This window comes from Leptothoe spongobia TAU-MAC 1115, from assembly GCF_018739885.1.
GTDB classification, from domain to species: Bacteria; Cyanobacteriota; Cyanobacteriia; order Phormidesmidales; family Phormidesmidaceae; genus Leptothoe; species Leptothoe spongobia.
In genome coordinates, this window is sequence record NZ_JADOES010000071.1 from 1 (window position 1) to 12,658 (window position 12,658).

Sequence of the window (12,658 nt, forward strand, 5' to 3'; positions counted from 1 at the left end):
CGCAATCATGCCAATAAGTTTCTCGAACCGGAGAGATTCTTGACTGCTTAATGCTTTACGGAGAAAGAGCCGCACCCATTGGACTTGCTTCATTGATTACAAGAATGCCGGGGCTAGCTGAACGCTATCTGACCAGTAACTGAGGGTTGCTTAAGGGGTTTCTGAAATTGGCTGAGTAAGTTGAGTGATGGGGATCAAAGGGATGTTTAGCGGAATTTGAGTCGATCGATAGGGCTGTCGATATTGCTTGGTCTATTACCGTGGGTTTCTAGGCCGAATAGTTGCGTCGCGTTGGCAGCCGGTCGAAAAATAATTGCCTTGGAGACCCTTGCTCAAAAAGATGTTTAGGTGAAACCGGAAAAGATGTGATGATTTTTCATATATCTCAGTTTGGAGTGTAGTTGCTCTTTCACAAAAATCTCATTAACTAGTGCGTCTAATGTCAAAATGCCCAGTCACTACATGCTTGCTGGACGCTCCGTATCCAGCATATTTCCCGGCTAAAGTTTCCCCAGATGGATCTAACTCCAGGACTGCTACTCCAAACTCGACTCTGCGCTTATTTTTGGATCTGTAATTGAGCTGTAAAAAGTTACCATACAAAAAACATCCCTGAAATGAGTACGCTGCATCGTGATCTGTTACATTTGCAGATTGTGGAAACTGTAATCTGAATTCCCCTGCTATCGTTTTTCTATTAGCCTTAGCTGTTAATAGCATTGGGATAGGAATATTGGCATAAATTCCTTCGTCTTGTTGCGTGGTACCCTTCCATTGCCCCGTCATTAGGGCTCGTCTGTTGGAGTATATTGTCAGCTTTTCTCTATTATTTATGTATCGGGTTACAATAACCGTTGCGATCGGGCCAACGACAGTGAATACACCACCAATGATTGCTGCGATAATAGCTGGATCCATCTAATAAATACACTATAAACAGCAGTCTACAGTTACTTTTAGAACACTAGGAAAGGTCTTGAACTGTAGTACCGGATGAATTTATCACAACTCTGATGAAAATCCTCAAAGTGGAACATGAGACGGGGAAGGTTAGTGAGTTCGCAATGCATCTGGAGCTGAGATCTCGTGATAAATCTGTGGTGGTAGCGGGACTATGTGCCAGGGGCATCGCAACGTCCTAGGCTCACTGAATCTTAGTGCCGTTGCTTGAAGGGTTGCGATCGCTGAAAGAGCTAGAAGGGCTGAAAGAGTGAGATCGCTGTTTCAGCGTTTCCACTGCATCCATCCATTTATCACCTCATCCTCCCCAAGCCCTACGAGCCCTACGGGTCAGTCGATGGTAAGGCTGCAAAAAACGACGCCGCCTGCGGAAGGACCACCCGAGACCCCTGTTTTTCAACTCCAGACTTGCGGATAAACCGATTCAGCTTGCGTGAGAAGGCATTCACCACTGCCCAGTTCCAGTCCGCCGGATCACCCAGCTCGGGATAGGTAGTCGCCCAGTTGCGAGCCCGCGTTTCTGAATTGTGGTTCGTGTGTGAGTTACGAAGAACCCCGTTTCGCGGCGATTCGAGATAGAGCTGAATCAGGCCCCATCCGTGAGAGGAATACCGGTACGTGGCACCCTTACATGCTTTGGGATTCAAGGCATCGCGCCGGAAATGGACGTTGCCGTTTGCACCTTCGGCATAGAGTTGCAGGTGAAGTGTTGGGTGTTGACCCTGCGACCAATCGTTAATCTGATATCGGCGTTCGACATCAGACAGTGAGCGAAATTCTGCGATTTCGGACTCAAACTCGGAGGCAAGCTCAAAGATGCGACACGGCATCGTCTCGAAGAGGTGATCCAGGATCAAACGATGGTCGTCGCCGCAGGCAAAGAAATCACAATTCGGCATGGGGGGTGCGAGAGAAAGTGACTGCATGTCCTTCAACCGCTCCATAGAGCAAACGAGCGAAGGGAAGTCGCAGCAGATAGGTTGGTGGCAAGGTGTTGTTAGGCCTCTTTTCTAGCAATGAATTGAACCACAGATGCCATGCCAGTATGACCGTCCCCTTCGCATACCTCACGTTCAATTTCTTGAGCCAGAATTGGGGTCAGATTTGGAAATTCTTGACGAAGTTTTGCAACAGACATAAGCATATCAATATCTTTTGGGCCACCAGTATCCTTTGCTAACTGGTTTTCTGAGTAAGCTTCAAGTAGAACAAGCCCATTTGGTTTTAGCGCTGCTTCGACAAGGGGATATAACCGGAGGCGGATACTGCTGGGTAAGTGCGCAGAGATGGAAACAACGGAGCCATAATGGTGTTCTTTCGGCTGATAGTGTGCGAGATCGGCTACCTCGGTTTCGATCGCGACACCTTTAGATTTGGCAAGTAATTGCGCTTTTTCTAATCCGACTTCCGAGCAATCAACACCGAGAACATTTAACCCCTGTGACGCCATGAACACAGCATTCCGTCCTTCTCCCTCAGATAGCGAAAGAACTGGTCCACTCAGCAAATCTACGTTTTCTGCTAAGAATGTATTTGCCTCCTTCCCGTAAAGATATTTCTCAGTTATGTAGCGCTCATTCCAGAACGTTTGGTTATACATGGGCTTTTTACCTTGAGGCATAACGACTAACTAGACGGAAACTTTCTAGATAAACACCATAAGCATATCGCCCAAAAACTTTCTGGATAGCACCCTGAGTCTTGAAGAGCTGGAAGAGTTGCGATCGATTAAAGGGCATGAAGGGTTGCAATCGCTCTTTACCTCACAAACGACTATGGATGAGCAAAGGGGGGACAAAGCCAGCCAACCTGAGGGGCACACTCAAACTTCAGAATGTGGCACCCCCGAGATACCCCATTTTTGGCATAGCCCCGACCTTGACAACATAGGCCATAGTTACGTTGCGTTGGCAACTACTCAAAGGGAATATTTGATCCAGCTGCATGTCCTGGTTAGGGAGCTTTACTCGGGGATGCCCAGGTGTCTGGAGGCCGTTCTTCGAATTGCGGAAGATCATCATTAATCTCATACCATTGAGCCTTGGACCCTACGAAGATATGTGACTCGGGCGTTATCCCTGGATCTCCTTCAACTGTACCGAGCGTAATCCCGGTGATCCTACCTTGGTCGGCGGCGGCTAATGACGAGCCACACTCACGACAAAAGCACCATCCGCCCCCTTGCGACGTTTCGTATACCTTGACCAGGTCTTCTCCTGAGACCCATCTAAAATCCAATGGCACTGACATAAGCCTAATCAAGCAGCCAGCTTGGCTTTGAGAATAGGACGAGGTTGTCGCATTCTGGGGAAAGGTTTGGGTCTACGCTTGACGACTCTGGGCTCATGCCGATTAGGGCGTTGGGGCAACAGGTCAGCAGCAATGTCTTGGAGCAAATGGTCATAGAGTCGTTGCTGTGTCGCGTTCGATGTGGTTGCTAACAACGTAAGCATTTGATTGAAGTGTTGGCGAGCCCCCTGTAGGGAGAGCCGATTACGCTCATAGCGCACGAATGGGGAGGCCTGCTCCATGACACTGCGCAACACATTGTAGGCTAACAAGTGGGACCAGATTTCCTTACGGACCCTCTCCGGTGTTTTGGCCGTCAGCATTTCCATTTTGAGTGTGGTTTTGAGGTGCCGCAGATTGACTTCTGCGGCGTGCCACCGCCATCCATAGAGACGGGTTAATTGACTAGCAGGATAGCGTTTGGCATCCAACAGGGTGGTGACAACAATGATGAATTGATCTCGAAATCCTTTCCGAGATAGCTTCAAACGCACTTCTCTAACCATCAACGTCTGGGGAATCGCAGCAAACTCATCGGCACTCATATGAGTCGGTCGTCGGTTAGGTTTGTGCCAGACCACTTGGTGGTCGCCCAGACCGTGCTTGCGGCCCTTACGAAAATCGGTGTGTCGAGCATGATGTTTCCGCAAGACCCCATCGGCCCCTTGCTGCTGAATCAAGGCTAAGTCAACATAGCTGCCATAGGCCTGGTCAGCCATGGCCACGTCATCGGGCGATAAGTCCTGGTACAACCAACGGCTCATGACGATCTCACTCGTCGTTTTCGGCGCAATACACCCCGACACCACAGCCCCGGTCAGCAAACAGAAAAACACCACCACCCGAGCCAAGGGAAAGCCACACCCGACCGCTTGATTGCCATGTTGAGGATAGGCATCCTGATTAGCCTCACTATCGGCCATCAACACCGTCGTGCCATCAAACACCTTCACGCAACGACCACACCAGTAATGGTCCTTGGGAACCGTCTGCTCTAACCGCTCAGCCGTTTCAGGAATAAGACGTTGGAGCAGTGACTCCGGCAAACGGTCTCGCGCTTTGCTGTAGGCTCCCGTATCGGAGGACGGTGGGCGAACACCAGCGGCGGTTAACCAGGTGGTGATGCCTTTAACCGTGTTGCGAAGGCTTTTGTCCGCTGATAGGGCTTGATAGAGCATGGCCCATAGGGTCACGATGGGCGTATAAGGACGATTTCGGTAGGTGATGCCTTCCTCTGATAGCAGCTCATCGAGTCTTGCTTCGGGCAGAATATCCCGCCACGGCAATCCGATACTTTTGAATAACTGGTGCTTGAGAATTTCGGCTGACTTCGGCATAGTAGAAAGTGATTTATTGTTGGCTTGCAGGGCCTTGATATATATTTATCAAGCCTTGCAGCCTTTTTCTACTTTTGTCCCTCTTAAGTCAGTGCCATTGATCTAAAATCGCCTGGCTTGAAATCCGCATACGTCGAGAAGGCTGCCCCATGCTGACGTCTACACATAGAGCAATGACAGTGACTTACATCAAAGAGTCGCCCAGTGACTTCGTAACGCACCTTGCCGCATAAACATCCACCTTTAATGGTCATACCGGTTTTCTCCTGACTGTCCCCTAACGGTTGAGACCATCGGGCGGATAACGAATTGTATCCGAGCGGATGCTATTCAACATTATTCATCAGTTGGGCATCGAGCTTTCGAAGATAACCGAGGCCGTATTCGTCATTTTCGAGCGTGTCGATGAGGACAGAGGGAAGGTCTTGGACCACTTCATCTGAGCATGAGGCAGCGGCAAGAGCAATGGTTGCGACCGTATCAACGTCGCCTGTGAAATCAATGCACGTCTTGAGGATCGCGCTGAGTGAGTCGTGGGCCATGATAGCGGTCAATGCTGCATAAACGGACATCAGTCCTTGTGCGCCAACCTTGCCCTGCCAAGGCACGGTCCAAGAGCCGGGGACGAATTCAGTGATAAAGTCTGGCAGTTCCAATTTGGGGCCGACCTTGTGGATGAAGTAATGCGACATCAGACTTGTGGCAATGGCCGCATTGATTCCATCTGGGGTGTCGTGTGTGATCGCGGCCTGAAGTCTGCAACGATCGATGACAGTACTAACGTTTGAAAACGTGCCGATTGGAGCTGCCCGCATTGCCGCGCCGCTTTTGTCACTGTTGGGTCTGATTTTGGCGAGGAATTCGTCACCATCCTGGATCGATTGAAGGAATGCGTAGAACCTGCGTGCATAGCCTTCGCGTTCATCACACTTGAACGCGGTGACGAATCGGTGCGCCAGGTTTTCTCGTGTCCACGGTTCACCGGAAACAAAGGCTTCGGCGATGGCCATGCTCATTTGAGTATCGTCGGTGTAGCAACCGGGACGTATGTCGTGGCGCGGGTGTTGAACGTAGCCCCTGAGATCATTCTGTTCGCGGATCATCTGGTCGGGCGAGTATTCGAACCCAGCCCCGTAGGCATCACCAATTGCGAGTTCAACGAGCATAAGATGTGTGTTGCCTCATCGAGGAGAATCGAGCAGAGTGTCATCACCATCTTCGATCAAGTCCAGAGGACGAGCACCCTAAGAATAGTCGCAACGGCAGTTCAAAGAAGACAGTGCAATCCGAGGATGGCGAACTGGAACTGTCCATCCCGCGAGACCGCAACGGTAGCTTTGAACCCATCCTGGTGCCCAAACATCAGCGCCGACTAGCCGGTCTCGATGAAAAAATACTGGCGCTGTATGCCCGAGGCATGAGCACCCGTGACATCAGTGCCCAGCTCAAGGAATTGTATGGGGGAGCCACGATATCAGCCTCTGTGATTAGCGAGGTCATCGATACCGTTAGTGAGGATGTCAAAGCGTGGCAAGCCCGCCCACTCGAGGAGATTTACCCGATTGTCTATCTCGATGCCCTGTACGTGAATATCAAAGTATCAGGCCGTGTCAGCAAGCGAGCCGTCTACGTGGTCCTGGGCATTGACCGAGAGGGCGAGAAGCAACTCCTCGGTCTGTGGATAGGTGAAGCCGAAACCGAAGGGGCTAAATTTTGGTTAGGTGCTCACGGACCTTAAAAATCGAGGATTGAAGGATATTCTGATTGCTTGTTGTGATGGCCTTAAAGGATTTCCACAAGCCATCGAAGCCGTCTACCCCCAGACTCAAGTGCAGTTATGCATTGTCCACCTGATGCATAACTGTATGAAGTACGTCCCCTGGAAAGACCGAAAAGCCGTAGCTAAAGATCTCAAGCCGATTTACCAAGCCGCTACTTTGGCGGAGTCAGAAGCGGCCCTCGATGCGTTTGCGGAAAAGTGGGATGAGGCTTACCCAGCCATTAGCCAAATCTGGATTCGACACTGGGAAAATGTCATTCCCATTTTTGATTACCCCATGGAGATTCGTCGAGTGATTTACACCACCAATGCTATCGAATCCCTCAATCGCTCTCTGCGTAAGGTGATTAAGACCAAAGCGGTCTTTCCTGATGAAGCGGCTGTCTGCCGGTTGATGTATCTGGCCATGAACAATATCGCGAAAAAATGGAATCGACCGATTAAAGATTGGCGAGCCGCCTTGTCACATTTTGCTATCCTATTCCCAGAACGCTTTTCTCTCTAAGCAAACAAGCGTTTACACAAAATTCAGATCACTCTCTTGATTTCAGCAAAAAATCCCTTCATCAGTAAAAAATACTTCTTATGGGAAGATACGACTTGCGTAATGCCATAAACGAGAAATTTAACAGGGTTAAAACTCTGGCAATCGAGGCCGACTATTCACACTGCCTGCATAATTCTCATACAACGTCTGCACATCATGCCCCGTTAACTGCGCCACCTCCACCGGATTCATCCCCATATCCAACGCATGGGAAATAAACGTATGCCGTGTATTGTAAGGCTTCCGATAATCTACCCCGGACTCTCCTAAAACCGAAGTCCAGGCCCGATTTCTAAAATTATGATCATCGATCGCACCACCCTTCGCAGACCTAAACACTAACCCATCCGGTTCAGGCTTCTCAGGCCGTCTCCGCAACAACATCTGTTTCAGTTTTTCAGACAATGAGATTGTTCTTGCCCGATTTGTCTTCGTAGCCTTTCTTACCCCACGGGTCAGCGACTCCCCAATCCAAATAGAACTACAATCATCCGTCAGATGCTTCCAGCGCAGACCGACCGCCTCAGCAGTCCGGCAGCCAGTGCCAAACAAAAACTCCACATAATCCGTGTAGTAGCTGTAATAGCGACTTTTCTTAAACCCCTCAACAATGGCAGTCATCTCCTCGCGAGTAAAAGGCTTAGGCATCTGTTTCGGCTCAACCCGCACCCGCAAAACCATATCCACCCAAGGGTTCGACTGTCCTGCCTCTAAATGATCATCGGCAATACCCCAGTCCCAGGCCGCTCGGATCAAAGTAAGCCGCTCCCGGCAAACCATGGGCGATAGCTTTTGCTTCGTCAGCCATTCCATAAATTGCTCTGCGGCCTTTTCATCAATGGCAGCCGCATCCCGGTTGTCAAAGTAGCGCTCCAGATATTTCAGCGTTGCATCATACTTATCCAAACTTCTGGGCAATAACCGCTTCGCCTTATACTCCATAAAAAGCTCGAAAAGCCCTACCACAGAAAGGCCTTCGCTATTTTGGGTATGAGGCTTGTACTTTTTCAGGGTGAGGTCAAAGTTGCCCGAAGCAATATCCAGCTCAATGATCGTCGCCTTTTGCTGCGCCACCTGGCGGTTGACCTTAGAGTCTGGAAGTCCAATAGATAAAGCGTAGCGCTTACCCAGGTGTCTCCACCTGAGCCTCAATCGCCCTTGATATTCCTCAATTGATACGGTACCTTTGGGCGATTTTTTTCGGGTCGTTTGCGGCATCTTTCATACCCAACTCATACCCAAATGCTACCCAAACTGACCAAAAGTGACCCAATATTTTGATAAACCCACCCCATCAGGCAAGGCTCAAAAGGCTTGCTAGATATGACAAAACCCGCTCAATGAGCGGGTTTCAATTAAATCGGAGCGGCGGGATTTGAACCCACGACCCCTACTACCCCAAAGCGTAAGGCTAGGTTGTTGAAAGCTTTCTCTATTATCGCTTTTAGGGATTGATTTTTTATAGGAGTCGACAATCCGCAATCATTTAGCATTGCTCTTTTTTTGGATTTTTATCGCCATACTAGCCTATGGGAAAAGTCCTACACATCTCTAAAAGTCCTTCACCATATAGGTTTTAGCCCTACACATAGTCCTACACACTATTTTTTGAGTCCTACACATCGCCAAAAGTCCTTCACCATATAGGTTTCAGACCTACACTTGGCCATGAAAACACCGTTGACGTGGCAGCAAAAGTTAAAGCCACTGATCTTGAAGGAGCTGACCCTAAAGCCTCGAACGATATTTTGAGCATTTGAATTTCAACCGCTCTTAGCCAATCGATAGCGTTAGCTCTACTCGACCTCAACTGCTGACGTTTCTTTCGATTTGCCCCCAACAGATGGGAAGTAAGGGTCGCAATATTACCCTGGGACTGTATCGACTATGGAAGGAGCAGCCCCAGTTAGGACAGTGGTCAGTGGATATAGGGTGCCAGTCGATCAACTGAAGAAACTGCTCCTACAGCTGACTGTGAGATCGCAACTTTGCCCACTAAATTTCCTGAGTTCTGCAAGTCCATTCAAATCAAAACTTCAGGATTATTTCGGTCCTTCACTTAGCTGGAGTGGTTGCGGCGTTTTTGCCCCGCTACTGGTTGAACGCAGGTGCAGGTTAATCGACACTTCAATCAAGTGCAATTAGGATGTTGACAGTCTACGGCATCAATATCAGTAATACCTTCGGCAACCATGACGTATTCCCTCTGGAAGTTTCTGAATACCGACATCAAAGACTTATTCTCCCTAGACACGGTTAGTGAAGCTGCTGATGCTACAGGGACAGTCATGAAACTTGCCAAAACCTTGGAAGATAAGGAAATTCAAGAGATTGCTCCCTGGATTGAACAAGGAGCATCTCTTCTGGATGTGCTAAATACTCCTGAGGCAGAACTGGTGGAGTCTTTGCTCCCGTTTGCCAAGATAGCAACAGGACTGCTGAAGGTTTACCTCATAAAGTCAAAAAAAAACTTCACCTTTTCAGAATGTGTCATCCTTGTTGCGATTAATGCTTACAGTGAAAGCCTTAGAGGCTTTTTAAGAAACGCTGAGAAGGAAGTTTCTAAACAAAGTAAGGTTGCTGCTTCTGTCTTGGCAGATATTGAAAAATTCACCTTGCCAGAAGATAAAGCTAAGAAAACTCTGCTCTGTTTTCATCGCTCGTCCTTAGCAGAACATCTCAGTACACTAATGCGCGAGCGCCTCCAAACAGCCGGATTCTCGAACGAAAAAGCCTCTCGATTGAGCAATCGTGCTACTTGGAATACTCATCGCTACCTCACAAAAGCCTGGAATGAGCTACCCGACGAAAAGCTAAAGTTTAATGTCAATTCCTTGGCAGAATGGAAAACAGAACAAAGAAAATACGACAGTATCGATACGTATCTGAAGGAATATATCTCGCCTAATCCAACCGATCCCACTCGCAAATCACGGTGGCAGGTATTTGATGAACCCTTCACCTTCAAGGAAATCTATGTACCCTTGAAGGTCCAACCCCTCACACGTAATGGCGATCATGATAAAACTAAACGCCAAATAGACTTGGAATCGTGGGTTAAGTTATTACTCGACGACCCTGATAGGCAAAATCAAGTGTTATTTGTTCAAGCAGGACCGGGACGGGGCAAAAGTGTATTTTGCCGTGTTTTTGCTAACGCAATACGGCATCAGTTCTTTCCTATCTGGATACCCATCCTAATTCGGTTACGAGATATCATAAGACTGCAGAATAGCCTTGAAGAAACTCTTCGAAATACAATCTGGGCGGACTTTGTAAGAAGTGACACCGGATGGCTTACAGATAATAACACCCGTTTTCTCTTCTTCCTAGATGGCTTTGATGAGCTATTGATGGAAGGCCGCACTAGCGGTGGACTAGAGCTATTTTTACGACAAATTGGGCAGTTTCAGAGAGATTGCACTAGCCCGGAAATGGGGCATCGTGTGATTGTTACTGGGCGAACTTTAGCATTACAGAATGTAGAACGAACCCTACCCAATAATCTGGAGCGTGTTGAGATTTTGCCTATGGGAGATGGTGAGAAAAGGCAATGGTTGAACCGATGGAGCGCTTTAGCAGGCCAGGAAAAAGCAAACCAGTTTCTTGATTTTTTAGAAGATAAAAAGTGTCCTCCCCGCCTGAAAGGCTCAATTAATGAGACTGGCTTAGCCCAAGAGCCCTTGCTACTTTACCTATTGGCAGCAATGCATCGAGACAATGAACTCAATTTAGACACCTTTGCTAACGCTGATGGCATTAAGGCAAAGATATTGATTTATCAAAAGTCGCTAAAGTGGGTGCTAACAAAACAGCGCTCTGAACAATTCAATCTAGAATTGACCGAACTGCAAGCTGATGCTCTCTATCGTATTCTTACTGAAGCAGGGTTGTGTGTCATTCAGTCAGGAGGTGAGTGTGCTTCGATTACCATGATTGAGAAGCGTCTGAGAAATGACAATGAAGCAAATGAGCTCCTAGAGGCTGCCCAAGAACGCCTGAAGGAAAATCCCTTAAGAAATGCCTTAGCGGTATTTTATCTGCAACCGGGGAGCAAAGGTGAAGGTTCAGTTGAGTTTGCACATAAAAGTTTCAGTGAGTTTCTCTGTGCTGAGCGCATCAAGCAAGTCATCGAAGACTGGACAAACATAATAGAGAAAAAGCACCGTAGTAAGTTTGAAATCTCTGATGACACACTCCACAGAGAAATTTATGACCTGCTAGGTACTCCCGTGTTAACTGAAGAGATCGTAGAATATTTGTTTGAATTATTGCATTCGAGTGACCAGTTTCAACCGCTTATTCTCTTCAGTCGTCTTCAAAGCTTTTATCTACAATGGTGTAAAAAAGACTTTATCAATCAATCTCTGGAAGAGAATTTCCCACAACAAAAGATGTTGCAACTCCAGAAGCTTAATGTTTCAACCGGAATGCAACTTGTGGATATCTACGCAGGATTGAACGTACTTATTATACTGTTTAAGCTTCATGCTGCTGCACAACATATTGATTATCCAAATCTACCTAATGGCGCATCTCCTGCAGCCCTTTCATTTCATCCTTGTCAGGACTTAGACAATGATGAGGATAACAGATTACTTAATATAATTTACTATGCCGACTCTCTGGATCTTGGCACCTTTTCGAAAATAGTTGGACCACATCTAATCAGAGCCAACCTTTCCAGAGCCAACCTCACCAGGGCCAACTTTGAGAGTGCTAACATCAAGAGTGCCAACCTCGCTAGGGCCAATCTCGAGGGCGCTAACCTCTACAGCGCCAACCTCGCCAGCGCCAACCTCTACAGCGCCAACCTCGCCAGCGCCTTCCTCTACAGCGCCAACCTTTCCAGAGCCAACCTTTCCAGCACCAATCTCACCAACGCCAATCTCACCAATGCCAATCTTGAGAGCGCCAATCTCATTAGGGCCAATCTCACTAGGGCCAATCTCACCGGGGTTAATCTCGCCAGTGCCAATCTCGCCAGTGCCAATCTCTCAGACATCAGCTGGGACGCAACCGTTGATTGGACAAATGTTGCAGGTCTCAAAACTGCTATAAACATTCCTAAGAAATTGCAGCAAAATTTACGAAAACTAAGGCTACTGGGACCCAAATCCAAATCACCCAATTATTCGGATACTGTAAAATAATTAATATTTGGTACGCGTCACAGGAACTTCAGGCATATCAACATTGACGATTCTGACGAGGTTGTACCTTTCCTTTGAAGTCTGTGTCTATAAAGACGTATCACGGTAAGCAACTTGCTTATACTGTCTCAGTCGTCTACAAAGTAGTCCATGTCAATGCGCTTGACTACATAGCTTTCCACAGGGGAGACGCCAACGTTGTGCTCAATCATAAATGCTGCAAGTTGACGGCCATCGATGAGGATGATTTTGCTGTCAATGCGGGAGACGTAATCTTTTGCCTCACTGGTAAATCCTGATGTGGTGATGAAAACGCCTTTCCTGGCCCGCACTCCCTGGAGGGCTCCTGCAAACTTTTGAATCTCTGGTCGTCCCACTGGGTTTTCCCACCGCTTTGCCTGGATGTAGATGACGTCGAGCCCAAGTCGGTCTTCTTTGATAATGCCGTCGATACCGCCGTCACCACTTTTACCAACGGTCTGGCCTGCATCCTTTCTGGTACCGCCGTAGCCCATGGTGCCTATTCTCATGACTTCGGCACTTAGTGATGTCAACTTCGGCACCCCTACCTCAAGCATCCAAAAAAGAGTCT

The 12,658-nt window shown here is 48.0% G+C and carries 11 protein-coding genes and 1 pseudogene; 3 read left to right on the plus strand and 9 right to left on the minus strand.

The features are described from left to right. Positions 1-423: 423 nt before the first annotated feature. Positions 424-918 (minus strand): hypothetical protein, encoded by a 495-nt coding sequence (locus IXB50_RS21505; RefSeq protein WP_215611052.1) that lies wholly within the window; start codon positions 916-918, stop codon positions 424-426. Positions 919-1,013: 95 nt separating this feature from the next. Here IXB50_RS21505 and IXB50_RS22575 point away from each other — a divergent pair, with 95 nt between their 5' ends. Then, on the plus strand, positions 1,014-1,142 hold the full coding sequence (locus IXB50_RS22575) for a hypothetical protein (protein ID WP_281413307.1): 129 nt from the start codon (positions 1,014-1,016) through the stop codon (positions 1,140-1,142). Positions 1,143-1,283: 141 nt separating this feature from the next. Here IXB50_RS22575 and IXB50_RS21510 read toward each other — a convergent pair whose 3' ends face one another. From IXB50_RS21510 to IXB50_RS21535, 6 genes are all read right to left on the minus strand, one after another. Next, positions 1,284-1,859 carry a hypothetical protein gene (locus IXB50_RS21510; RefSeq protein ID WP_215611053.1) on the minus strand — a complete coding sequence of 192 codons (576 nt, stop codon included), beginning with the start codon at positions 1,857-1,859 and terminating at the stop codon, positions 1,284-1,286. Between the two features lie 98 nt (positions 1,860-1,957). Continuing rightward, positions 1,958-2,581 carry a class I SAM-dependent methyltransferase gene (locus tag IXB50_RS21515; protein ID WP_246564855.1) on the minus strand — a complete coding sequence of 208 codons (624 nt, stop codon included), beginning with the start codon at positions 2,579-2,581 and terminating at the stop codon, positions 1,958-1,960. A gap of 332 nt (positions 2,582-2,913) precedes the next feature. After that, positions 2,914-3,210: a GFA family protein gene (locus tag IXB50_RS21520; protein WP_215611054.1), complete on the minus strand. Its 297-nt coding sequence runs from the start codon at positions 3,208-3,210 to the stop codon at positions 2,914-2,916. 8 nt (positions 3,211-3,218) lie between these two features. Beyond that, the gene (locus tag IXB50_RS21525) at positions 3,219-4,586 is read right to left on the minus strand and encodes an IS4 family transposase (protein ID WP_215611055.1); all 1,368 of its coding nucleotides are present in this window, start codon (positions 4,584-4,586) and stop codon (positions 3,219-3,221) included. Positions 4,587-4,669: 83 nt separating this feature from the next. After that, positions 4,670-4,840 carry a GFA family protein gene (locus IXB50_RS22950; RefSeq protein ID WP_215611056.1) on the minus strand — a complete coding sequence of 57 codons (171 nt, stop codon included), beginning with the start codon at positions 4,838-4,840 and terminating at the stop codon, positions 4,670-4,672. A 72-nt stretch (positions 4,841-4,912) separates the two neighbouring features. Next, on the minus strand, positions 4,913-5,752 hold the full coding sequence (locus IXB50_RS21535; RefSeq protein ID WP_215611057.1) for an ADP-ribosylglycohydrolase family protein: 840 nt from the start codon (positions 5,750-5,752) through the stop codon (positions 4,913-4,915). A gap of 35 nt (positions 5,753-5,787) precedes the next feature. On the opposite strand from IXB50_RS21535, the pseudogene IXB50_RS21540 reads away from it, so the two are divergent. Further along, positions 5,788-6,871, plus strand: a pseudogene (locus tag IXB50_RS21540) (IS256 family transposase); the annotation flags it as partial. 129 nt (positions 6,872-7,000) lie between these two features. On the opposite strand, the gene IXB50_RS21545 reads toward IXB50_RS21540, so the two are convergent. Beyond that, positions 7,001-8,131 carry a site-specific integrase gene (locus tag IXB50_RS21545; RefSeq protein ID WP_215611058.1) on the minus strand — a complete coding sequence of 377 codons (1,131 nt, stop codon included), beginning with the start codon at positions 8,129-8,131 and terminating at the stop codon, positions 7,001-7,003. A gap of 974 nt (positions 8,132-9,105) precedes the next feature. On the opposite strand from IXB50_RS21545, the gene IXB50_RS21550 reads away from it, so the two are divergent. Further along, positions 9,106-12,066, plus strand: coding sequence for an NACHT domain-containing protein (locus tag IXB50_RS21550; protein WP_215611059.1), 2,961 nt, complete (start codon positions 9,106-9,108; stop codon positions 12,064-12,066). A 128-nt stretch (positions 12,067-12,194) separates the two neighbouring features. Here IXB50_RS21550 and IXB50_RS21555 read toward each other — a convergent pair. After that, positions 12,195-12,658: restriction endonuclease (locus tag IXB50_RS21555; RefSeq protein WP_215611060.1), on the minus strand; the 464-nt coding region annotated here is incomplete at its 5' end.

Bases quoted from the DNA above. Each gene is read 5' to 3' on its own strand.
- IXB50_RS21505 (WP_215611052.1), bottom strand. From the start codon at position 918: ATGGATCCAGCTATTATCGCAGCAATCATTGGTGGTGTATTCACTGTC.
- IXB50_RS22575 (WP_281413307.1), top strand. From the start codon at position 1,014: ATGAAAATCCTCAAAGTGGAACATGAGACGGGGAAGGTTAGTGAGTTC.
- IXB50_RS21510 (WP_215611053.1), bottom strand. From the start codon at position 1,859: ATGCCGAATTGTGATTTCTTTGCCTGCGGCGACGACCATCGTTTGATC.
- IXB50_RS21515 (WP_246564855.1), bottom strand. From the start codon at position 2,581: ATGCCTCAAGGTAAAAAGCCCATGTATAACCAAACGTTCTGGAATGAG.
- IXB50_RS21520 (WP_215611054.1), bottom strand. From the start codon at position 3,210: ATGTCAGTGCCATTGGATTTTAGATGGGTCTCAGGAGAAGACCTGGTC.
- IXB50_RS21525 (WP_215611055.1), bottom strand. From the start codon at position 4,586: ATGCCGAAGTCAGCCGAAATTCTCAAGCACCAGTTATTCAAAAGTATC.
- IXB50_RS22950 (WP_215611056.1), bottom strand. From the start codon at position 4,840: ATGACCATTAAAGGTGGATGTTTATGCGGCAAGGTGCGTTACGAAGTC.
- IXB50_RS21535 (WP_215611057.1), bottom strand. From the start codon at position 5,752: ATGCTCGTTGAACTCGCAATTGGTGATGCCTACGGGGCTGGGTTCGAA.
- IXB50_RS21545 (WP_215611058.1), bottom strand. From the start codon at position 8,131: ATGCCGCAAACGACCCGAAAAAAATCGCCCAAAGGTACCGTATCAATT.
- IXB50_RS21550 (WP_215611059.1), top strand. From the start codon at position 9,106: ATGACGTATTCCCTCTGGAAGTTTCTGAATACCGACATCAAAGACTTA.